General features: G+C 74.5%; 24 protein-coding genes. 7 read left to right on the top strand and 17 right to left on the bottom strand.

The window, feature by feature from the left end; translation table 11 throughout:
• The first annotated feature begins 86 nt into the window (after positions 1-86).
• On the top strand, positions 87-323 hold the full coding sequence (locus OZ948_03360; protein ID MEB2343758.1) for a hypothetical protein: 237 nt from the start codon (positions 87-89) through the stop codon (positions 321-323).
• Positions 324-338: 15 nt separating this feature from the next.
• Here OZ948_03360 and OZ948_03355 read toward each other — a convergent pair whose 3' ends face one another.
• From OZ948_03355 to OZ948_03345, 3 genes are read right to left on the bottom strand one after another with little or no spacing between them, the layout of a single operon-like run.
• On the bottom strand, positions 339-1,487 hold the full coding sequence (locus OZ948_03355; protein MEB2343757.1) for an LOG family protein: 1,149 nt from the start codon (positions 1,485-1,487) through the stop codon (positions 339-341).
• A complete protein-coding gene (locus OZ948_03350; GenBank protein ID MEB2343756.1) occupies positions 1,484-2,089 on the bottom strand; it encodes a hypothetical protein in 606 nt (201 codons plus the stop codon). The genes OZ948_03355 and OZ948_03350 overlap by 4 nt, the downstream gene beginning before the upstream one ends.
• Before the next feature lie 6 nt (positions 2,090-2,095).
• Positions 2,096-3,559, bottom strand: coding sequence for an amidase (locus OZ948_03345; GenBank protein MEB2343755.1), 1,464 nt, complete (start codon positions 3,557-3,559; stop codon positions 2,096-2,098).
• Positions 3,560-3,630: 71 nt separating this feature from the next.
• On the opposite strand from OZ948_03345, the gene OZ948_03340 reads away from it, so the two are divergent.
• A complete protein-coding gene (locus OZ948_03340) occupies positions 3,631-4,713 on the top strand; it encodes a membrane dipeptidase (protein MEB2343754.1) in 1,083 nt (360 codons plus the stop codon).
• Between the two features lie 93 nt (positions 4,714-4,806).
• Here the strand turns inward: OZ948_03340 and trpA are convergent, their stop codons facing one another.
• From trpA to dcd, 13 genes are all read right to left on the bottom strand, one after another.
• Positions 4,807-5,625 (bottom strand): tryptophan synthase subunit alpha, encoded by an 819-nt coding sequence (gene trpA / locus OZ948_03335; protein MEB2343753.1) that lies wholly within the window; start codon positions 5,623-5,625, stop codon positions 4,807-4,809.
• Complete coding sequence (gene trpB, locus OZ948_03330; protein ID MEB2343752.1) at positions 5,622-6,833, bottom strand: tryptophan synthase subunit beta; 1,212 nt, start codon at positions 6,831-6,833, stop codon at positions 5,622-5,624. Before trpB ends, trpA begins: the two co-directional genes overlap by 4 nt.
• Complete coding sequence (locus OZ948_03325; GenBank protein MEB2343751.1) at positions 6,830-7,453, bottom strand: phosphoribosylanthranilate isomerase; 624 nt, start codon at positions 7,451-7,453, stop codon at positions 6,830-6,832. The genes trpB and OZ948_03325 overlap by 4 nt, the downstream gene beginning before the upstream one ends.
• Positions 7,450-8,256, bottom strand: coding sequence for an indole-3-glycerol phosphate synthase TrpC (trpC, locus tag OZ948_03320; protein ID MEB2343750.1), 807 nt, complete (start codon positions 8,254-8,256; stop codon positions 7,450-7,452). The genes OZ948_03325 and trpC overlap by 4 nt, the downstream gene beginning before the upstream one ends.
• A complete protein-coding gene (trpD, locus tag OZ948_03315) occupies positions 8,253-9,266 on the bottom strand; it encodes an anthranilate phosphoribosyltransferase (GenBank protein ID MEB2343749.1) in 1,014 nt (337 codons plus the stop codon). The genes trpC and trpD overlap by 4 nt, the downstream gene beginning before the upstream one ends.
• A complete protein-coding gene (locus OZ948_03310; GenBank protein ID MEB2343748.1) occupies positions 9,263-9,868 on the bottom strand; it encodes an aminodeoxychorismate/anthranilate synthase component II in 606 nt (201 codons plus the stop codon). Before OZ948_03310 ends, trpD begins: the two co-directional genes overlap by 4 nt.
• Before the next feature lie 50 nt (positions 9,869-9,918).
• Positions 9,919-12,354 carry an LPS assembly protein LptD gene (gene lptD, locus OZ948_03305; GenBank protein ID MEB2343747.1) on the bottom strand — a complete coding sequence of 812 codons (2,436 nt, stop codon included), beginning with the start codon at positions 12,352-12,354 and terminating at the stop codon, positions 9,919-9,921.
• A 49-nt stretch (positions 12,355-12,403) separates the two neighbouring features.
• Positions 12,404-13,099, bottom strand: coding sequence for a Crp/Fnr family transcriptional regulator (locus OZ948_03300; protein MEB2343746.1), 696 nt, complete (start codon positions 13,097-13,099; stop codon positions 12,404-12,406).
• Between the two features lie 33 nt (positions 13,100-13,132).
• Positions 13,133-13,639: a TlpA disulfide reductase family protein gene (locus OZ948_03295; protein ID MEB2343745.1), complete on the bottom strand. Its 507-nt coding sequence runs from the start codon at positions 13,637-13,639 to the stop codon at positions 13,133-13,135.
• Complete coding sequence (locus OZ948_03290) at positions 13,636-14,412, bottom strand: cytochrome c biogenesis protein CcdA (GenBank protein MEB2343744.1); 777 nt, start codon at positions 14,410-14,412, stop codon at positions 13,636-13,638. Before OZ948_03290 ends, OZ948_03295 begins: the two co-directional genes overlap by 4 nt.
• A 169-nt stretch (positions 14,413-14,581) precedes the next feature.
• Positions 14,582-15,031, bottom strand: a complete 450-nt coding sequence (locus tag OZ948_03285) for a hypothetical protein (GenBank protein MEB2343743.1) — start codon at positions 15,029-15,031, stop codon at positions 14,582-14,584.
• Positions 15,032-15,151: 120 nt separating this feature from the next.
• A complete protein-coding gene (dtd, locus tag OZ948_03280) occupies positions 15,152-15,601 on the bottom strand; it encodes a D-aminoacyl-tRNA deacylase (protein ID MEB2343742.1) in 450 nt (149 codons plus the stop codon).
• 4 nt (positions 15,602-15,605) lie between these two features.
• Complete coding sequence (gene dcd / locus OZ948_03275) at positions 15,606-16,118, bottom strand: dCTP deaminase (protein ID MEB2343741.1); 513 nt, start codon at positions 16,116-16,118, stop codon at positions 15,606-15,608.
• A 48-nt stretch (positions 16,119-16,166) separates the two neighbouring features.
• On the opposite strand from dcd, the gene OZ948_03270 reads away from it, so the two are divergent.
• Genes OZ948_03270 through OZ948_03260 form a run of 3 tightly spaced genes read left to right on the top strand, consistent with a single transcriptional unit; the run spans position 16,167 to position 18,386 of the window.
• Positions 16,167-16,976 carry a glycerophosphodiester phosphodiesterase gene (locus OZ948_03270; protein ID MEB2343740.1) on the top strand — a complete coding sequence of 270 codons (810 nt, stop codon included), beginning with the start codon at positions 16,167-16,169 and terminating at the stop codon, positions 16,974-16,976.
• A complete protein-coding gene (locus OZ948_03265; protein MEB2343739.1) occupies positions 16,960-17,508 on the top strand; it encodes a class I SAM-dependent methyltransferase in 549 nt (182 codons plus the stop codon). Before OZ948_03270 ends, OZ948_03265 begins: the two co-directional genes overlap by 17 nt.
• Positions 17,509-17,531: 23 nt before the next feature.
• The gene (locus tag OZ948_03260; protein ID MEB2343738.1) at positions 17,532-18,386 is read left to right on the top strand and encodes a GFA family protein; all 855 of its coding nucleotides are present in this window, start codon (positions 17,532-17,534) and stop codon (positions 18,384-18,386) included.
• Here the strand turns inward: OZ948_03260 and queG are convergent.
• Positions 18,362-19,513, bottom strand: coding sequence for a tRNA epoxyqueuosine(34) reductase QueG (queG, locus tag OZ948_03255; GenBank protein ID MEB2343737.1), 1,152 nt, complete (start codon positions 19,511-19,513; stop codon positions 18,362-18,364). The two genes, OZ948_03260 and queG, sit on opposite strands and share 25 nt — an antisense overlap.
• 58 nt (positions 19,514-19,571) lie before the next feature.
• Here queG and OZ948_03250 point away from each other — a divergent pair, with 58 nt between their 5' ends.
• Both OZ948_03250 and OZ948_03245 read left to right on the top strand, forming a co-directional pair.
• Complete coding sequence (locus OZ948_03250; GenBank protein ID MEB2343736.1) at positions 19,572-20,099, top strand: peroxiredoxin; 528 nt, start codon at positions 19,572-19,574, stop codon at positions 20,097-20,099.
• Positions 20,099-21,460: a GH1 family beta-glucosidase gene (locus OZ948_03245; GenBank protein MEB2343735.1), complete on the top strand. Its 1,362-nt coding sequence runs from the start codon at positions 20,099-20,101 to the stop codon at positions 21,458-21,460. Before OZ948_03250 ends, OZ948_03245 begins: the two co-directional genes overlap by 1 nt.
• Positions 21,461-21,526: the final 66 nt, after the last annotated feature.

The following is a 21,526-nucleotide window of genomic DNA, read 5'->3' as shown; positions in this document are numbered from 1 at the left end:
GGCGGCCGATGGTAGGGCCCCGACCGGCCGTTACAATCCGCCCGCACAGGCCTCGCGATCGGCGGGCCCCTGGAGCATCGGGCGTGGTGAAGCTCTCGGTCGACTTCGAGCACGTCTCGCGCACCTGGTGGGAAGCCGGAGGCCAGGACCTCTGGGAGGGTCTCACGGGGGGCTTCGAGGAGAGCTCGGTCGTCGTCGACGACGACGTCGCCCGCTCGTGGCTCAGCGAGGCGGCGCAGCTCCCGGGCTGGAGCGACGGCCCCGCGTTCGCGCCCCATCCGATCGCCGCCCAGGCGCTCGCGGACGACGACCCGGACGCCTGAGGCGCTCGCGCCTAGCTAGCGGGCCTCGTCGGAGGCCTCGGCCCGCTCGGCCTCGGGCGGAAGCTGGCTCTCCGTGATCGCGCGCGGGCTCGCTCCGGGCGAGGCGCGTTCGACGCTCTCCCAGCCGTTGATGCGGTCGATCAGGAGCCGCAGGCGGCCGACCTTGCGGCGGTCGAAGCGCAGCACGAGGCGCGGCAGCTCGGCGTGCTCGCCCGCCTCCTCGGGGAGCGCCGTGCAGCTCTCGATGCGGCCCTCCCGCACGAGGTCGGGGAAGTCGCGATCGAGAGCCGCCAGCTCCCCGCGGTCGGGCGCGACCCGCAGGCGCAGCACCAGGAGATCACGCACGAAGCGGCTCGAGTGGTAGTTGCGGTAGAAGCGGGTCACCTCGGTGACCGCCTCGCCGACGTCGTCGGTGACGCGGAAGAGCGACAGGTCGTCGGGATCGACGAGGCCGCGGTCGCGCAGGTGCGATGCGACGTACTGGCGCCAGTCGCGCCAGTAGTGCCCACCCGGCACGTCGACGAAGACCACGGGCACGATCTCGCTGCGCCCGGTCTGGATCAGGGTCAGCGCCTCGAAGCCCTCGTCGTGGGTGCCGAAGCCGCCCGGGAAGAGCGCGATCGCGTGCGCCTCCTTCACGAACACCAGCTTGCGGGTGAAGAAGTACCGGAAGTTCACGAGCTTGGCGTCGCCGTGGATGATCGGGTTCGCCTGCTGCTCGAAGGGCAGCCGGATGTTGACCCCGAACGAGGCCTGCCGGCCGGCGCCGCCCTGCGCCGCCTCCATGATCCCGGGCCCCGCGCCGGTGATCACCATCCAGCCCGCGCGGACGATCGCCTCGGCGAAGCGCTCCGCGGCGATCCAGTCCGGGGAGCCCGGCGCGGTGCGCGCGCTCCCGAAGACGGCGACCTTGCGCACCGACTCCCAGGGTGCGAACACGCGGAAGGCGTGGCGCAGCTCCTTCAGCGCGTTCGAGAGCAGCTTGAGGTCCGCCTGCGAGGCGCCGTCGCTGACGAGCCGGAGGGCGGTCACCACGAGCTGCCGCACCGACTCGGGGCTGCGGCTCGCGCCGTGGCGCTCCTGGAAGCGCGCGAGCAGGCCCTCGAGCTCCGCCTCGAGAGCCGGGTCGGGGAGCTCGTAGCGGCGGCGGCCGCGCTCGCTCACGCGCAATGCTCGCCGAGCGCCGCGCCTGCGCGTGCGTGCGCAGCGATCGTCCGCTCGGCCGCGCGCGCGAAGAGCGCCTTGCCGAAGCGCGGCGGCACGGGCCAGCCGTAGTGCCCCGAGCAGACGCGGCCCGCGAACGCGCGGGCCCGCGCGCGCACCTGGTCCGGGGAGGCGCCGCTCGCGAGCGCGTGGCGCCAGCTCGCACGATCGGCGTCGATCTCGAAGAGCAGGCGCGCGAGGCCGAGACCGACCGGCAGGGGCAGCGCCAGGTAGAGCACGGCGAAGACCGGCAGGCCGAGCCACGGGTGGAGGCCGAGCCCGCACCAGCGGGCCTGCCGCGTGTGGCGCGCCTCGTGCACGAGCACCGCCTCCACGCGCTCCGCGCTCCAGCCGGCCGGATAGCCGTGCAGGGGCCCGAGCGTCGTCGCGTAGTCCTCGAGGAAGGTGCGCCGCGGGATGCCGCCGGCGGTCGCGAGCCACGCCAGCCAGCCGAGCACGCGCCAGTGCGGCCCGGCCTTGGTCTGGAGCCGTACGCCCGGCTCGATCGCGCGTGCCAGCGCCTCGAGGCGGGCGTGCTCCTCCACCCAGCTCCGCGCCATCACCGCCCGTCAGTCCTCCCCGCCGTAGCCGGCCGGCGCGACGAAGCCCCCGACGACGTCGGCCATCGCGGCGGCGCAGGCGAGCGGGGTCCGATCCTCGAGGAAGGGGCCCACGAGCTGTGCTCCGACCGGCAGCCCGCTGCGCCCTCTTCCGACCGGGACGGCGGTCGCGGGCAGCCGCGCGACGGTCGCCAGGCCGGCCCAGAAGATCTGCTCGAGGTAGGGGAAGGGCTCGCCGTTCACGGCGATCGTGCGCGCCGCGATCTCGGAGTGGTCGTGGGGGAAGGCGACGGTGGGCATCACCGGCGCGAGCAGGAGGTCGTGCTCGCGGAAGAACTCCGCCCAGCGCGCGCACAGGGCGAGCCGCTGCTCGTGCGCGGCCAGCCAGTCGCGATGGCGCTGCGCGACACCGCGCACGAAGAGGGCACCGAGCGAGCCGTCGGCCGGGTCGAGCTGGGGAGCCTGGGCGTCGCAGCCGGCGAGCAGCGCCGGCGGGAAGCCCACGCCGAGCACGCCGTAGAGGAGCTGGAGGTAGACGGCGCGGCTCGTGCCCGCGTCCACCGGCCGGGCCTTCGCGTCGATCACGACGCCCGCGCGCGCGAGCGCGTCGGCCGCCGCCTGGAGGACATCACCGACCTCGCTGTCCACCGGGCAGAACGGGTCGTCGAGCCACAGCGCGACGCGCAGGCCGGCGAGCCCCGTGCGGCGCGCCGGCGGCAGCTCGAGGCGCCAGGCGCGCGCGGCGGGCTCGTCGGGGCCGGCCAGCAGGTCGAGCGCCAGCGCGAGGTCTCCCGCGCCGCGCGCCATCGGCCCGATCACGCCGAGGTCGTCCTCGCGGAGGCTCCCGGGTGCGCCCGGGATGTGGCCGCGCAGGGGGACGATCCCGTGGCTCGGCTTGTGCCCGTAGACGCCACAGTAGTGCGATGGGTTGCGGATCGAGCCGCCGATGTCGCTGCCGAGCTCGAGCCCGCACAGGCCGGCGGCGAGCGCCGCCGCCGCCCCACCGCTCGAGCCGCCCGGCGTGCGCGTGGGGTCCCAGGGGTTGCCGGTGGTGCCGTGGAGCGAGTTGAAGCTCTGGAAGTCGCCCGCGTAGAGGGGGAGGTTCGTCTTGCCGAAGACGATCGCGCCGGCGTCCACGAGCCGCTGCGCCGCCGGCGCGCTCACCGCGGGCCGGTGCCCGGCCAGCTCCGGCGCGCCCGAGGTGCAGGGCATGCCCGCCACCTCGATCGAGTCCTTGACCGTCATCGGGAGCCCGTGGAGGGGGCCCCAGGACTCCCCGCGCGCGAGCGCCTCGTCGGCCGCCCGTGCGCGCGCGCGCGCCGCCTCCCGGTCGAGCGCCACGATCGCGTGGAGCGCCGGGTTCCAGCGCTCGACGCGCGCGAGGAAGTGCTCGAGCAGTTCGGAGGCGCCGAGCGCGCGCGAGCGCAGGGCGGCGGTCAGCTCGGCGGCGGAACGGAGCGCGAGGTCGGCCATCCGACGGAGCATGGCCGATCGGGCGCGCGGAGGCGAGCTTGCGCATCCCCGCTCGCCTACCCTGCACGCCCATGGGCCTCCCCGGCATCCGCGACCTCCGCTCGGACCCCGCGCTCTGGGCCCGCGAGCTCGACGTCTCGCGCGAGGCGGTCGAGCTCTATCTCGCGAGCGACGTGATCGACCTCCACGTCGATTCCTTCATCTGGACGCGCCTCTTCGGCTACGACCTCCGCGCGCGGCACGGCCACGGCCCGACCGGTGCGCGGGTGCTCTCGATGGTGGACCTGCCGCGCGTGCGCGAGGCCCGGCTCGGCGGCGCGATCTGGGTGATCACGACCAACCCGCTGCGCCGGCGCGAGCGGCGCCCGCTCGTCTTCCTCGAGAACCTGCGCCGCCTCCAGGGCATCCTCGAGAGCGTCCCCGACGAGGTGGCGATCGTGCGCAACGCGCGCGAGTACCGGAGCGCGGCGGCTGCCGGGCGCCACGGCGCCTTCCTCGGCATCCAGGGCGGCAACGCCCTCGACCGCCACCTCGACGACCTCGACCGGATCCCGGACGACCTGGTGGTGCGGATCACGCTGGTCCATCTCTCGTCGTCACGGATCGGGGTCACCAGCTCACCGGCCGCGGGCGCGCGCAAGGACGAGGGGCTCTCCGACTTCGGCAAGGACTTCGTCCGCCGCCTCGACGAGAAGCGGATCCTGGTCGATCTCGCCCACATCAACCGCCAGGGCTTCTGGGACGCGGTCGCGGTGCACGACCCCTCCCTGCCCCTCGTCGTCACCCACACCGGCGTGAACGGCGTCCACAAGCACTGGCGCAACCTCGACGACGACCAGCTCCAGGCCGTCGCGGACTCGGGGGGCGTGGTCGGCGTGATGTACCAGTCGAGCTTCCTCGGCGAGCCCTACTGGGGCGGCCGCTCCGACGCCGTCGTGCGGCACCTGGCGCACATCGTGGAGACCGTGGGGGAGGACTTCGCCGCGCTCGGCAGCGACTGGGACGGGGCCATCCACCCCCCGCGCGACCTGCGCAGCCCGCTCGAGCTGCCGCGCCTCGTCGAGCACATGCTGCGCCGCCGCTGGAGCCCGGAGCGGATCCGGAAGGTGCTCGGCGGCAACTTCCTGCGCTGCGTCGAGGCGATCCGCGGCTGAAGCTGGAACAGGGTCGTATCCGGAAATCGCTCGAAGGAGCGGGAGAGCTCGGCCTCGTCCCCGGGGCGGAGCTGCCGGATCGCCCCCATCGCCTCAGCCGCGCAGCGCCGCCCCGAGCGACGCCACGAAGCTCGCGGCCTCGGTCACCGCCGCCTCGCGCGAGGGGGCGCCCGCGATCCGGTCGACCAGCGCCGAGCCCACCACCACGCCGTCCGCGAGACGCGCCACGTGGCGGGCCTGTTCGGGCGTCGAGATCCCGAAGCCGACACAGACCGGCACCTGCGACACCGCTCGGATCCGCGCCAGGTTCTCCTCGAGCTCGGGCGGCAGCTCCCGGCGGGCGCCCGTGACGCCCGTGAGCGACACGTAGTAGAGGAAGCCGCGCGTGCGCCGGGCCAGCATCGCGAGCCGCTCGGGCCGGGTCGTCGGCGCCGCGAGCAGGATCCCGTCGACGCCGCAGGCCTCGAGCGCGGCGAAGTAGCCGGGCTCCTCCTCGGGAGGGCAGTCCACGGTGATGACGCCGTCGATCCCCGCCTCGCGCGCCGCCTCGGGGAAGCGCTGCTCGCCCATCGTCAGGAACGAGTTCGCGTAGCCCATCAGCACGAGCGGCACCTCGAGGGTCGGACGCACGCTCTTCACGAGGTTCAGGACCCGCCGCAGGGTGGTGCCCGCGCGCAGGGCGCGCTCGCTCGAGCGCTGGATCGTCGGGCCCTCCGCCACCGGGTCCGACCAGGGCACGCCGAGCTCGATCGCGTCGGCGCCCGCCGCCGCGAGCGCGGGCAGGAGCGCCTCGGTGACCCCGAGGTCCGGGTCGCCGGCCGTGACGAAGGGGATCAGCGCCTTCTCGCCGCGCGCCCGCAGCGCCGCGAAGCGCTCCGCGAGGCGGCCGCTCCTCGGATCCGCGGGGCTCACGCGGCCCTCTCCTTCGCCGCGCGCGCCTTCAGGATCTCGCGCACCTGCGGCGCGTCCTTGTCGCCGCGGCCCGAGAGGCACACGATCACGAGCGCGTCCTTGGGCAGGGTCGGCGCAAGCTGGCGCACGTGGGCGATCGCGTGGGCGCTCTCGAGCGCGGGGAGGATCCCCTCCATGCGCGAGAGATACAGGAACGCGTCGAGCGCCTCCTCGTCCCGGACGGCCACGTAGCGGGCGCGCCCGCTGTCGCGCAGCCAGGCGTGCTCGGGGCCGACGCCGGGATAGTCGAGGCCCGCCGAGATCGAGTGGGCCGGGAAGATCTGGCCGTCGTCGTCGGCCAGCACGTGGGTGCGCTGGCCGTGCAGGATGCCGGGCACGCCCGCGCACAGCACCGCCCCGTGCCGCCCGCTGCCGATCCCCTCCCCCGCCGGCTCGACCCCGACGAGCGCGACCTCCACGTCGTCGAGGAAGGGATGGAAGAGCCCCATCGCGTTCGAGCCGCCGCCCACGCAGGCCACCAGCGCCTGCGGGAGCCGGCCCTCCGCCTCCAGGATCTGGCGGCGCGCCTCGACCCCGATCACGCGCTGGAAGTCGCGCACGATCGTGGGATAGGGATGCCCGCCCATCACCGAGCCGATGCAGTAGTAGGTGGTGCGGACGTTGGTGACCCAGTCGCGCATCGCCTCGTTGATGGCGTCCTTGAGGGTCTGCGAGCCGCTCGTGACCGGCCGCACGCGCGCGCCGAGCAGCTCCATGCGGAACACGTTGAGCGCCTGGCGCTCGACGTCCTCCGCGCCCATGTAGACCTCGCACTCGAGACCGAAGAGCGCGCACGCCGTCGCGGTGGCGACGCCATGCTGGCCGGCACCGGTCTCGGCGATCACCCGTGGCTTGCCCATGTGGCGCGCCAGGAGGCACTGCCCGAGCACGTTGTTGATCTTGTGGGCGCCGGTGTGGGCGAGGTCCTCGCGCTTCAGGTAGACGCGCGCGCCGCCGAGCTCCTCGCTCGTGCGCCGCGCGAAGTAGAGCGGGGTCGGTCGCCCCGCGTAGTGGCGGAGCAGCGCGGCCAGCTCGCGCTGGAAGGCCGGCGTCGCCGGGATCGTCGCGTACGCCTCCGCGAGCTCGTCGTGGGCTGCGATCAGGGTCTCGGGGACGTAGCGCCCGCCGTAGGGGCCGAAGCGCCCGGCGCGCGCGGGAGCGGTGCTCACCCGCCCGCCTCCGCGCGCCGCACCGCCGCGACGAAGGCGCGCATCCGCGCAGCGTCCTTGCGCCCGGGCTCGCTCTCGACGCCGGTCGCGACGTCCACGCCCCAGGGCAGGAGCTCGCCCGCGTCCTCGATCGCCTGTCCCACGTTCTCGGGGTCGAGCCCGCCGGCCAGGATCACGTCGTAGCCGTGCTCGATGAGGACCCCCGCGTCGGCCCAGTTCCAGGCCTGCCCGCGCCCGCCGCCCGCGGTCGGATGGTCGAGCAGCAGGATCGACCCGGGGTAGCGCGAGGCCCCCTCCTCGTCAGCTCCGCGCAGGGCCTTGATGGTCGGCAGCTCGATCGCCTCGACCTCCTCGGGCTCCTCCTCGCCGTGGAGCTGGATGCGCTCCACCTCGACCCGCCGGAGCACGCGCTCGATGTCGCGCGGGTCGGGGTTGCGGAACACCGCCACGCGCTCCACCCGCCCGCCGACCTGCTCGGCGATCCGCTCGGCGTCGCCGAGCGCGAGGCAGCGCGGCGAGCCCGTGACGAAATTGAGGCCGATCAGGTCCGCACCGGCGTCGACCGCGGCCTCGGCGTCGTCGGGACTGGTGATCCCGCAGATCTTCACCCGGACGTTCACGACCTCCCCCTGAGCCGGGCGAGCGCGCGGCCCACGTCGGGCTCGCGCATCAGAGACTCGCCCACCAGCACGGCGTGCGCCCCGGCAGCCTCGAGCCGCGCGACGTCCGCGTGCGTGAAGATCCCGCTCTCGCCCACCACCACCACTCCCCGCGCCGCCAGCCGCGGCGCCAGCCGCTCGCTCACGGCCAGGTCGGTCGCGAAGGTAGCGAGATCGCGGTTGTTGACCCCGATCAGGTCGGCGCCGGCGGCGAGGGCCGTTTCGACCTCCGCCTCGTCGTGCACCTCGACCAGCGCGTCGAGGCCGAGGCCTTCCGCGCGCTCGCGCAGCGCGCGCAGGGCGCCGGGGGGGAGCGCGCGCACGATCAGGAGCACCGCGTCGGCGCCGTGCGCGCGCGCCTCGTCCACCTGGTAGGGGTCGACGACGAAGTCCTTGCGCAGGAGCGGGAGCGCCACGGCCGCGCGCACCGCCTCGAGCAGCGCCAGCGCGCCGCCGAACCAGCGCTCGTCGGTCAGCACGGAGATCGCCGCGGCGCCGGCGTCGGCGTAGGCCTTTGCGATGCCCACCGGGTCGAAGTCGGCCCGGATCAGGCCCTTGCTCGGCGAGCGCCGCTTGAGCTCGGCCACGACGCGCGGCGTGGGGCCGGCGCCGAGCGCGCGCCGGAAGCCGCGGGGCGCCTCGTCGCGCGCCCGGGCCAGGGCGCGCGCGCGCATCGCCCCGGGCGCCACCGCCTGCTTCGCCGCCGCCACCTCCTCGCGCTTGTGGGCGAGGATCTCGGCCAGGACGTCGCGCGGGGCGCTCATCGCCGGCTCGCCTCGACGAGCGCCTCGAGCTTCGCCCGCGCCGCCCCGCTCGCGACGCTGCGCCGCGCGAGCACGAGGCCCTCCGCCCAGTCGGGCGCGGCGCCGGCCACCCAGAGCGCCGCGGCCGCGTTCACGAGCACGATGTCGAGCGCAGGGCCGGGGCTGCCCTCGAGCACGGCGCGCACGATGCCGGCGTTCTCGGCCGGCTCGCCGCCGGCAAGCTCGGCCGCGCGCGCGCGCGGCACCCCGAGCGCGGCGGCGTCGAGCCGGAGCGGCTCGATCCGGCCCCCGCGCACCTGGGCGGCGCGGGTCGGCGCGGTCGTGGTGATCTCGTCGAGGCCGTCCTCGCCGTGCACCACGAGCGCCGCCTCGGCGCCGAGCGCCGCGAGCGCCTCGGCGAGGGGCTCGACCAGCGCCGCTGCGTAGACCCCCACGAGCTGGCGCCGCACGCCCGTCGGGTTGCAGAGCGGCCCGATGCAGTTCATGAGCGTGCGGACCCCGAGCTCCTCGCGCACCGGAGCCACGTGGCGCATCGCCGGATGGGCCCGGCGCGCGTAGAAGAAGGCGACCCCGATCTCGCGCAGGATCTCGGCGGCGCGTGCGATCGGGAGATCGGCGCGCACGCCGAGCGCCTCCAGCACGTCGAAGCTGCCGGTACGGCTCGACGAGGCGCGGTTGCCGTGCTTGGCCACCGGCACGCCCGCCCCGGCCACGACGAAGGCCGCCGCCGTCGACACGTTGAAGGTGCCCGCGCCGTCGCCGCCGGTGCCGCAGGTGTCGATCGCCCGCGCGTCGACGAGCGGCGCGGTGTCGGCCCGCGCGCGCAGCGCCCGGGCCGCCGCCACGATCTCGTCGACGGTCTCGCCCTTGGTGCGCAGCGCGACGAGCAGCGCCGCGATCGCCACCGCGCTGGCCTTGCCGTCCATGATCTCGCCGAAGGCCGCCTCGAGCACGGCCGGCGCCACCGCCTCGCCACGGGTCGCCGTCTCGAGCGCCACGCGCAGGTTCACGCCGCCGCTCCCGTCGTGCAGAGCGCCAGGAAGTTCGCGAGCAGCGCCGTGCCCGTGGGAGTCCCGATCGACTCGGGATGGAACTGGACGCCGTCGAGGGGAAGCTGGCGATGGCGCAACCCCATCACCTCCCCCTCCGGCCCGACCGCCGAGACCGTGAGCGCAGCCGGCAGCGACGCCGCGTCCACGCTCAGGGAGTGGTAGAGCATCGCCTCGAAGGGGTCGGGTACGCCGGCGAACAGGCCGTCGCCGTCGTGGCGGACGGCGATCGTCTTGCCATGGCGGGGCACGGCCGCGCGCCCGACCCGGCCGCCGAACGCGATCGCCAGCGCCTGGTGCCCGAGGCATACGCCGAGCAGCGGCAGCCGCGCCTCCGCGGCGGCCCGGACCAGCGCGAGCGCGTCGCTCGCCGCCTCGGGCCTCCCCGGCCCCGGCGACACCAGGACGCCGTCGGGCCGCACGCGGCGCAGCGCCGGCCGGAGCCCGGCGTCCGGCCGCACGACCGTGACGGCGGCGCCCATCGCCTCGAGCGCCTGGACCAGGTTCCAGGTGAACGAGTCGTGGTTGTCCAGCACGAGGAGGCTGGCGGGCGGGGCGGGCACGGATGCGGTTCCGGCTCCGGAACGAGGGAGGATGCGGCCGCAGGGTTCTATCAAAGCCCCTGGAAACCTGCAAAGCCGCGGCCACCCGCGCCCTGGAAGGGACGCTCGCGGTCGTCGCCGAGGCCGAGCAGGCGGTAGTTGATGCTCCAGGAGAGCCCGCGCACGCGGTCCTCCTGCACCTCCAGGCGCACCGCCCAGCAGCGGCAGCGCGAGAGGTACTCGAGGCCGAACTGGTGGGTGAGCGAGAGGGTGTTCTCGAAGCTGAAGTTGCCCGCGTAGGTGGCCGCCCACTGCCTGGTGAACTGCGCGCGCGCGAAGCCACCGATCTGGTTCACGCGCGCGAATCCCTCGGTGAAGTCCCCGAAGCGGTCGTCGCTGCTGACGAAGGCCTCGAAGAAGCGCGGGATGTCGCGCAGGTAGCGGTAGCGGAGGCCGGCCATGTGCCCGAAGGCGTGGCTCCAGGCGACGTCCGCCAGGCCGTCGGCGAACTCCGCCTCCTCGACGTCGACGCTCATGTGGCCGCGCGTCCAGAAGCCGTAGGGGAGCTGTGCCCTGCCCTGCACCACCGCAGGCCCGAACTCGGTGCCCTCAAAGCGGTACTCCCCCGAGACGTCGAGCTCGGCCACCAGCCCACCGGCCCCGCCGCGCAGGAAGCGCTGGCCGACCCCGAACACGAGCGAGTTCAGGTCCGAGAGGCGGTCCGAGGGATCGAGGATCAGGTTGTCGACCGCGAGCTGGCGCAGCCGGTCCTGGGGCACGGCGGTGGTGGGAACGAGCAGCGGGTTGTCGTCGTCCTCGTCCCCCTGGAGCACCACCCAGGAGACGTGGGGCTCGATCCAGTGGCCGGTGCGACCCATCTCGAAGGGAAGGTCGAGGTCGCCGCGCAGGCGCGAGCGGAGGTCGAGCCGCCCCGTGAACAGGTTGCGAGCGTCGGTGCCGACGAGATGGGTGTCGTAGAAGGTCCCGTACCAGCCGACCTCCGGGACCACCTCGACGGCGTCGGCCACCTGGAAGGGGTACGCGAGGCGCGGGTGCGCCACGACCCGGTGCCCCTGGTCGGCCAGCGGCTCGCCTTCGTCGAAGACCCCGTTGTTCTCGGACTCCCCGGGCACGAGCTCGGTGCCGTCGTTGTGGAGATCGACCGCGGGGTTCGGGTTGCCGTTGCCCGCCGAGTCGCGCTCCTGGCGGTTCGCGATCGCGTCGGCGCCGGTGTCGTAGAAGAAGTCGCCGATCCGCAGCGCGCGGGTGGCTTCGTTCGGATCGCCGAACTGCTGGAAGTTCACGTAGTCGAGGTCGGCGCCGGCGACGAGTCCGCGCAGCAGCGGCACGGACCCGGGGGCAGCGCTCCAGTCGAGCTCGGGCAGCCGCTGGAGCAGCACGTTGTCGCGGTCCTGGTCGTCGGGGTTCTGGAGGTCGTCGCTGAGCAGCAGCGCGCTCTCGAAGCCGAACGCGTCGCCCGGGCCGAAGCGGGTCGCCGCGAAGGCGCGCGAGCTCAGGTAACGGTCCGCCCGGTACGTGTCGAAGTCGTCGAAGTCGAAGGGCATCTCGTTGTCCGAGATGGCCACCCCGTCGGCGGCGAGCCAGGAGCGGGCCGGCAGGTCCATCACGTGCCGCAGGCGACCCCCCCAGCGCTCCTTCGAGAAGGGCGTCTCCGGGTCGTCGGGGTCGATCTCCTGATCGGAGATGAAGGTCCCGTAGAGCTGGGTCGTGCCGCGCTCGCCGAACACGTACTCGAGATCCACGCTCGGCTTGAAGCCGCGCTTGGTCAGGTACTCGGGCGTGATCGTCACGTTCAGGTCTTCACGCGCCGCCCAGAAGAACGGCAGCGCGATCTCGACGCCGTTGCGGTCCGAGACGCCGCCGTCCGGGAACAGGAAGCCGGTCTGGCGCTCGGTCTTGAGCGGGTAGATCACCCAGGGAGCCCAGAGCACCGGCACGCCCAGGACCTCGAAGGTGGCGTTGCGCGCCCGGGCGTAGCCCTCGATCTCGAGGTCGGCCTTCCCGGCGGTCAGGTGCCAGGGCTCGCGAGCGTCGGGATCCGGGCAGCGACAGGTCGTGAAGCGCCCGTCGACGAAGCGGTAGGTCTTCTCGCCGGTCTTCTCGACCTCGCGGCCCTCCATCGTGAACAGGCTCGACGTCGAGTCGAGGCGCCCCCGGAAGACGACGCCGGTGAGATCGCCCGCGTTGAACTGGACCAGGTCCGAGGTGAGGCGGTCCCCGCCCTCGGTGATCACGACGTCGCCCGACGCGACCCCGACTCCGGTCTTGTTGCTGAACAGCACCCGGTCGGCGGTGAGCCGGCGCCCTTCCTGGGTGATGACGACGTTGCCGCGCGCCACGTAGGCGTCGCGGTCGGCCTGGTACTCGACCTCGTCGGCCACGACCTGGAAGGGGCCTTCGATCCGGCCGGCGTCGAGGATCTGGGCGAGGCCGCCGGCGGGTAGCAACGCCACGAGCATGGCAAGCGCCAGACGAGCCCTGCGCAACGTGGTCGCCCCCTCGGGCGGGCACACTACCGCACGGCTTCGCCGGGGGTCAACGCGCGGAGCCGGAGCCGGTCGAGTCGGAGTCGTCCTCGAGGCAGGCCGCGAGGGCGCTCACGTCGGGCACGAGCAGCGCGTCCTCGACGAGCCGCACGAGCTTGCGGTCGAAGAGCTCGCACAGGCCGCGGTGGGCGTCGCGGAGCGAGAGGCCCGCGCTCTCGGCGATCGCGCGCAGGCCGAGCGCGAGGCGCGCGCTCCCGGCCGCGCCGGCGGGCGCGTGACGCAGGAGACTGCGCACGACGGGCCGCACCAGGTCGTTCATGCCGAGCGCGCCGAGCCGCCGCTCGAGATCCGCGGTGCGCTGCGCGAGCCGCTCGACGATGCGCAGCGCGATCTCGGGCCGCGCGAGGCACATCTCGCGGAAGGTCTCGCGATCGAGCTGGAGCAGCCGCGCGTCGGTCGTCGCCACGGCGCGTACCGTGCGCGAGCGACCCAGGACGGCGTCGGTCTCGCCGACCGGGTCGCCGGGGCCCAGGCGCGCGAGCAGGCGCGCCGCGCCTTCGGCTCCCGCCTCGAGCAGTGCCACCTCACCCGCCTGCACCACGAAGAGGGGCTCGCCCGGGTCGCCGATCTCGAACAGCACCTGACCGGCCGGCACCGTGCGCAGGAAGGCGCGCCGGACGCGGCCCTGGGTGGTGTCGGGCGGGAGCGAGTCGCCGTTGCCCTGGGAGATCGCGAGCGGGTCCACGCACGGGTGTTTCGACCGCGCTCCCGGACGGCTTTAGGGCCCGTCCGCCGCCGCCACCACCGCCTCCTCGAGGGCCTCGGGGGTGACGACGCCCAGGTGGAGCGAGTCGAGCCGGCCCGCGGCGTCCACGATCACGAGCGCAGGGAAGCCGGGCACCCCGTACTCGCGGGCGAGCGACTCGCTCCCGAGCAGCACCCGGTAGCCGATCGCGTGCTCGCGGGCGAAGGGCTCGACCACGGCGAGCCCGTCCGCGTCGACCGCGACACCGAGCACGGCCACCTCGGGGTGCTCGCGCTGGAAGCGGTTCAGCACCGGGATCTGGGCCTTGCAGGGCTCGCACCAGGTCGCCCAGAAGTCCACCACCACGGTCCGGCCGGCCAGGTCCGCGAGCGCGAGCTCCCGGCCCTCGAGGTCGGGCAGGGTGAAGGGCGGCGCCGGTCCGGCCGGGCGCTCCTCGGCGAGGCAGCCGGCCAGCAGGAGCGCGAGCAGGGCGAGGGCGCGAGCGCGGCGTGGGAGCGCCCGCTCCCGCGAGGCCCTCACAGCAACGACTCCTCGAGCCGCACGACCACCTCCTCCAGGAACTGGAAGTAGCCGTTCAGCCGGCTCAACTGGTTCGTCACCACCAGCGCGCCGATCACGACGAGCAGGACCCCGGCCGCGACCTCGAGCTTGTGGAGGTGGCGGCGCAGCCCGCCCATCGCCACCAGGAAGCGCTCGAGGCTCCAGGCCGCGAGCAGGAACGGGACCCCGAGGCCGAACGAGTAGACGAGGAGCAGGCCGACCCCCTGCCCCACCGTCTCGCGCGCGCCCGCCAGGGTCAGGATCCCGCCGAGGATCGGCCCGACGCAGGGCGTCCAGCCGAACGCGAAGGCCGCTCCCACGGCGGCCGCACCGAGCGGCCCGGTCGGCTGCTTGGGGCCCTCGAAGCGCCGCTCCCCGTACAGCCAGGGGATCCGCAGGACGCCGGCCAGGTGGAGCCCCATCACGATGATCACGAGGCCGGCGATCTGGTGGATCCCGATCTCGAGCCCGAGGACGTCGAGCCGGAAGGCCCGCAGCCAGCGGCCGGCGACGGTGGCCGAGGCGCCGAGCACCACGAAGACCAGGGAGAAGCCGGCCACGAAGGCCCCGGCGGCGATCAGGACGCGCCGGCGCACCTCCGCCTCGTCCGCCCGCGCCCGCAGCTCCTCGACCGAGATCCCGGAGACGAGCGACAGGTAGGCGGGCATCAGCGGCAGCACGCAGGGCGACAGCACCGAGAGCAGCCCCGCCACCCACGCGGTCGCGAAAGCGCTCGCAGAGACGCCGTCCACGGCAGAGTGCTCCTTTGCCAGCCCGCTGGCGTCCCGATGGCCTTCGCTCGCCTCCGGCTCGCGGCGTGCTTCCCGTCCGGAGGACCGGCCGCTCCGCTCGCCAGACGCCGGGAACGAACGGCAGCCTACACGCTGGTTCCCTCGAGCGTCGCCCGGGAGCCGGTGCCGATCAGTCCCAGCTCTCCCCGGCTCCCTTCGCCGCCGACTTGTTCGCCGAGACGTCGGGGCCGGGGGCGCTCCGCAGGGCCTGGTCGCTCTGCGGTCGGCCCACGAACTCGATCTCACGTTCGCCGCGCAGGTGCTGGGGCGTGACCACGTAGTCGCCCCGCACCGAGGCGTCGAAGATCGGCTTCGCGACCTCCTTGTCCCCGCCCGAGAGCACGTAGGCGAGCCCGGCCACCACCGAGCCGCCCGCCGCGTAGGCGACCTTGAGCGGTGCGTAGACCACGGAGGTCAGGCCCGCGGCGGCGCCCACCCCGCCCTGCGAGGCGGTCTCCTTGGTCTCCGGCGAGACGATCTCTTCCGCAGCGGCCGGCCCCGCCGCCACACCAGCGGCGAGCACCACGGCCAGGGCTCCCGCGAGCCGCGCATCACGTCGAGTGCCGAGTCGTTCGGTCATCGTGCCTCTCCTCCGGCAGCCGATGGGCTGCCTCCCCCTGGGCACGGAGTGTGCCGGCAAAGATGGGGTGTGCAACCCGCGAGGAACGCGGGGGATCGACGGCGGGCCCGGGCGCGCGATTCAGAAGCGGCGCTCGGTGTCGAGCAGGATCGTGACGGGGCCCTCGTTCACGAGCTCGACCGCCATGGTCGCGCGGAAGCGGCCCGTGACGACCGGCGCCCCCAGCTCGCGGGCGGCGGCGCAGAGCGCGTCGAGGAGGGGCTCGGCCTGCTCGGGCGGGGCAGCCTCCGCCCAGGAGGGCCGCCGGCCCTGGCGGGCGTCGCCGAGCAGGGTGAACTGCGAGACCACGCCGAGGGTCCCGCCGCTCTCGAGCAGGGAGGCGTCCATGCCGCCCCGGGCACCCGGGAAGATCCGCAGGTGCACGAGCTTGCGTGCGAGCAGGGCGGCCTCCGCGGGCCCGTCCGCGCGCGCGACCCCGACCAGCGCCAGGAGCCCCGCGCCCATCTCGCCCACCGGCTCGCCCGCCACCGTGATCCGCGCGCGCGCGACGCGCTGGGCGACCGCCCGCATCGCCCTACGGGCGCTCCTGGCCGGCAAAGCGGCCGCCGTACACGGCGCTGCCCTCGGTGCGCATGAGAACGAGCTGGCACAGCCGCACGCCGGGATGGATCTCGAGCGGGTGGCCGGAGACGTTGCTCATCTCGAGCACCTGGCGGTTCGAGACCCCGGGCTGCACGAAGGCCGAGGTCACGTGGATCATGAGCCCGAGCCGGGCAAAGCGGCTGCGGCCTTCGAGAAAGCCGCACAGGTCCGGCGGCAGGGTGACGCGCTCCGCCGTGATCCCGTGGATCGTGCCGCCCGGCGCCAGCAGGAAGGGCCGCTCGAGGCGCAGCGGGCGCGTGTGGTCGCGGTAGTCGGTCCCGTCCCGGATCGGGATCGACTCGCCGCCCGGCTCGAGGACCCGGATCTCGTCGCCGAGCGTGAGGTCGATCGAGGCGGGACCGATCTGCTCGGGCGCAAGCGGCTCGATCACGAGCCGGCCCGCCTCGATCTCGCGCCGGATCACGTCACGGGTCAGGACCGCCATGCACCCCCATCGTCCTCTCGCAGGGCGCGCATGATACCGTCCGGCCCCATGCGACACCCCTTCTTCGACGTGCCGGTGCCGACCGTGATCGGCCACCGCGGAGCCTCGGGCGAGCGGCCCGAGAACACGATCGCCTCCTTCGAGCGAGCGGTCGCGCAGGGGGCCGTGATCCTCGAGACCGACGTCCACCGGACCCGCGACGGCGCGCTCGTGCTCTTCCACGACGACACGCTCGAGCGCACGACCGACGGCACGGGCCGGATCGCGGACCACACCCTCGCCGAGCTCCGGAGCCTCGACGCGGGCTTCCGCTTCACACCGCCGGAGGGCGGCTTCCCCGAGCGCGGCAAGGGGCACCGCATCCCGCTCCTCGAGGACGCCCTGCGCGGCTTCCCGCAGGTGCGCTTCAACGTCGAGATCAAGGAGCGGATCCCGGCGCTGATCGCGGACACCGTGGAGCTGATACGCCGCCTCGGGCGCGAGGACACCGTGCTCCTCGCCGCGGCCGAGAACGACACGATGGACGACCTGCGCGCGCACCTCGCCACGACGGGGGTGCGCCCGGCCGTGGGCGCCTCGGCGGGCGACGTGGTGGCCTGCGTGCGCGCCGCGCTCGACGGCAAGCCCCCGCCGCCCGGCCCGATGGCCCTCCAGGTACCGCCCGCCTTCGGGGGCCGCCCGCTCGTGACCCGCGAGCTGGTGGCGCACGCGCACGCCCACGGGATCGCCGTGCACGTCTGGACGATCAACGAGCCCGCCGAGATGGAGCGGCTCCTCGACCTCGGCGTGGACGGCGTGATGTCGGACTTCCCGGGCCGGCTCGCCGAAGTCGTCGCGCGGCGTGCCGCACGAGGCTGACCCGCCCTCCCCGTTCGTCCGCGAGCACGAGGCCGCGCTGCGCGCGGCCGGCCGGCACGGACTCGTGTTGGACCTCGCCTGCGGCCGCGGGCGCCACGCGCGGCTGCTCGCCGCCTGGGGCCTGCGCGTGGCGGCGCTCGACCGCAGCCGCGAGGCGCTCGGCGCCCTCGCGACCGCGGCGCGCGCGGGAGGTCTGCCGGTCCGCCCGGTGCGCGCGGATGCCGAGGACCCGCGCGGCCTGCCGTTCCCGCCGGCCGCCTTCGCCGCGGTCGTGGTGACGCGCTTCCTCTTCCGCCCGCTAGCACCCGCCCTCGCGGCGCTCCTGCGGCCGGGCGGTCTGCTGCTCTACGAGACCTTCACGATCCGCCAGAGGGATCTCGGGCAAGGCCCCAGGAATCCGGCGTTTCTCCTCGCCGACGACGAGCTGCCGGGGCTCTTCCCGGAACTCGCCGTCGAGCGCTTCGAGACGGGGCTGCGCGGAAACGGGCACCCGGAGTGGGTGGCGAGCCTGGCGGCGCGCAGGCCAAGCTAGCCGCGTACCCCGGGGAGGACGCGATGGCGACGGTCCACGGCTCGTGCCTGTGTGGCGACGTCACCTGGGAGGCCGGCGGCCCCCTCGATCTGATGTCGCACTGCCACTGCAGCCGCTGCCGCAAGGCGCACGGCACCGCGTTCTCGACGGGGCTCCTGGCGCCCGAGGGCGGGTTCCGGATGACGGCCGGCGGTGATCGCATCGTTGCGTTCGCGCCGGATGGCCTCTTTCCGCGCCCGTTCTGCGGGCGCTGCGGCGCGAGCGTTCCGCCTCCCGCGAGCGAGGGCCGGGTCGTGCTGAACGCCGGCTCGCTCGACGAGGACCCCGGGATCCGGCCGCTCGCGCGCATCTTCACCGGCTCGAACGCGCCGTGGTACGAGCTCTTCGACGCCCTGCCCCGCTTCGAGACCTGGCCGCCGGGCTTCGACTTCCCGGCGCTGCCCGACCCCGCGCGCGAGCCCGCACCGCCGGGCGTGGTGCGCGGGAGCTGCCTGTGTGGCGGCGTCGCGTTCGTGGTCGAAGGCCCGCCGACGACGGCGCGCTACTGCCACTGCACGCGCTGCCGCAAGGCGCGCGCGGCGGCGCACGCGACGAACCTGATGGCGCCGATGGCATCGTTGCGCTTCGTGCGCGGCGCCGACCGCGTGCGTACCTACAAGATCCCCGAGGCGCGCTTCTTCTCGCAGTCCTTCTGCGCCGACTGCGGCGGCAAGCTCCCGCGCCTCGACCCCGAGCGCGCGATCGCGATCGTGCCGATGGGCGCCCTCGACGACGACCCGGGCGTGCGCGCCGTCTGCCAGATCTTCGTCGCCTCGAAGGCGCCCTGGATCGACCTCGACCCGAAGCTCCAGCCCTACGACGGGGCCCTGCCGGCCTGAGGCTGCAGGCGCGCGAGGGCCCAGCGCGCGTGCTCGGCGATGAGGGGGTCCGGGCTCGCGGCATGGCGCGCGACGAGCGAAGCGAGTGCCGGGTCGCCGGCGTTGCCGGCGGCCACCAGGGCGTTGCGCAGGAGCCCCCGGTGCTTCGCGCGGCGCAGCGCGCCGCGCCGGGTGGAGACGCGCCAGGCCTCCTCGTCGAGGGCGAGCAACCAGGCGAGCGCGGGCCGCACCCACTCGGCGCGCGGCGCCAGCGCCGCGCGGAGCCCGGCGCGGTCGGGGGGCACGGTGCGCCGCGTGCGGGTGTTCCAGGGACACACCTCCTGGCACGCGTCGCAGCCGAAGACCCAGTCGCCCTGCCCGGCGCGCAGCGGCTCGGGGATCGCGCTGCGCAGCTCGATCGTCGTGTAGGAGAGACAGCGCGAAGCGTCGAGCACGTAGGGCTCCGGGAAGGCACCGGTCGGGCAGGCGTCGAGACAGGCGCGGCAGCTCCCGCAGTGGTCGGGCTCGAGCGGGTCGCCGGGGAGGTCGAGGTCGCAGAGCAGGACGCCCAGGAACAGGTAGGAGCCGAGCGCGGGGTCGATCACGAGCGTGTTGCGCCCGATCCAGCCGAGGCCGGCGCGCGCGGCGAGTGCGCGCTCGAGGAGCGGGCCCGTGTCCACGTAGGCGCGCGACTGGACGGCGCGGCCCGCGAGCGGCTCGAGGGCGTCGCCGAGGGCGCGCAGCGGGGGGAGGAGGATGTCGTGGTAGTCGCGGCCGCGGGCGTAGCGGGCGATCCCGGCCGAGGGGGGGCTGCTTCCGGCGGCTTCGCCGGCCGGGCGCCTGCCCGGCGCGCGGTCCTGCGCGGGGGCTCGCTCGGGCGCTTCGCGCGGCGTGTCGTAGACGAGCGAGACGACGACGGCGCTCCGGGCCCAGGGGAATCGCCGGAGCGGGTCGAGGCGCTCTTCAGGGTTGCGGGCCAGCCAGGCCATCTCGCCGTGGCGGCCCCGGGCGAGCCAGTCGCGGAAGCGGTCGGCGTGCGGGAGCGGCGTGTCGAGGCGGGCGATGCCGGCCCGGTCGAAGCCGAGGGCGCCGGCGAGGGCGCGAACGCGATCGGCGAGGGACGCGGGCGCTGCCTGGGCTTCGGGCATCGCGCTAGGATGGCACGCCCATCGGGATGGCACGCCCGTCGGAATCGCGAGGAGCCCCGTGGCAGTCGAGGAAGGCAGGAAGGCGCCGGCGTTCACGCTCACGGACGACGCGGGCGGCAAGGTCTCGCTCGGCGACTTCGCCGGCAAGGACCTGGTCCTCTACTTCTACCCGAAGGACGACACGCCCGGCTGCACGAAGGAGGCCTGCGGCTTCCGTGACGCTTGGAAGGCGCTCCAGAAGCGCGGCGTCGCGGTGGTCGGCGTCTCGCCCGACTCGGGCGCGTCGCACCAGAAGTTCGCGGCGAAGTACAAGCTGCCCTTCCCGCTGCTCTCGGACCCCGACAAGAAGGCGATGGCCGCCTACGGCGCCTGGGGCGAGAAGGTGCTCTACGGCAAGAAGACCACGGGCGTGATCCGCTCGACGGTCTGGATCGGGCCCGACGGCAAGGTGAAGAAGCACTGGAAGCGGGTGCCGAAGGCGGAGGCGCACCCCGAGCAGGTGCTCGCCGCGCTGGAGGGCGAGGCGAAGCCGGGCCGCACGGCGAGCGGAGCCCGCGCGAAGGGCACCCGGAAGGGAGGGGCGTGATGGCGAAGCTCAGGTTCCCGGACGGATTCCGCTGGGGCACCGCGACCGCGTCGTACCAGATCGAGGGCGCCTGGCAGGAGGACGGCAAGGGCGAGTCGATCTGGGATCGCTTCAGCCACACGCCCGGCAAGATCAAGAACGGCTGGACGGGGGACCGCGCCTGCGACTCCTACCACCGCTGGCGCGAGGACCTGGCCCTCCAGAAGGAGATGGGGCTCTCGAGCTACCGCTTCTCGATCGCGTGGCCGCGCATCCAGCCGGGCGGCCGTGGCGCTGCCAATCAGAAGGGGATCGACGCCTACCGCAAGCTCGCCGAGGCGCTGCTCGAGGCCGGCATCCGCCCCTTCCCGACGCTCTACCACTGGGACCTGCCGCAGGCGCTCGAGGATGCGGGCGGCTGGCCGGAGCGCGACACCGCCGGGCGCTTCGCCGAGTACGCCGACCTCGTCGTGCGCGCGCTCGGCGACCTCGTGAAGAGCTGGATGATCTTCAACGAGCCCAACATCTTCACGACGCTGGGCTACCTGGTCGGGATCCACGCGCCCGGCCGGCGCGATCCCGCGGCCTTCCTGCGCGCCACGCACGTCGTGAACCTCGCGCACGGCGAGGCGTTCCGCGCCATGCGCGCCGCGCGCGGCGACCTCGTGATCGGCACCGCCTTCAACTGCTCGGCCTGCGAGCCGGCCAGCGACTCGCAGGCCGACGCCGACGCCGCCGAGCGCTGGCACCGCTTCGTCAACGAGTGGTTCCTGCGCCCGGCGCTCGCGGGCGAGTACCCCGAGGCGCACCCGAAGGGCCTGCCGGAGGGCGCCCTCGGCGTCCGCGACGGCGACTTCGAGAGGATGCGCGCGCCGCTCGACTTCGTCGGCGTCAACCTCTACACGCGCACGATCGTGAAGGCGGGGCCCTCGGACGGAGGGCCGCTCGCGATCGGCGCGATCCCGGTGGGCCCGCTCGGGGGCGACGAGGGGCCGAAGACCGAGTTCGGCTGGGAGGTCTGGCCGGACGCGCTCCACGACATCCTGCTGCGCATCACCAAGGACTACGGCCGGCCGGTGATCGAGGTGACCGAGAACGGCTGCTCCTACGCGGACGGTCCGGACGCCCAGGGCGTCGTGCACGACACGCGGCGCATCGCCTTCTACCGCGGCTACCTCGAGGCCGTGCACCGCGCGATCCAGGCCGGTGCCGACGTGCGCGGCTACCACGCCTGGTCGCTTCTCGACAACTTCGAGTGGGCGGAGGGCTACGCCCAGCGCTTCGGCCTCGCCTGGGTCGACTTCGACACCTGCGACCGGACGCTCAAGGAGTCGGGGCGCTGGTACGGGCGCGTCGCGCGGGAGAACGCGCTCGAGACCTAGGCTGGTGTCGGCCGGCCGACCCACTTCGTCCACGAGTGGTGTAGGATGGCGCCGGGGGCGCCGGAG

The sequence above is a fragment of the Deltaproteobacteria bacterium genome, assembly GCA_035063765.1.
Lineage (GTDB): Bacteria > Myxococcota_A > UBA9160 > UBA9160 > PR03 > CAADGG01.
The sequence above is the reverse complement of the archived record's forward strand: the minus strand, read 5'-3'. Positions and strand labels throughout refer to the sequence as shown.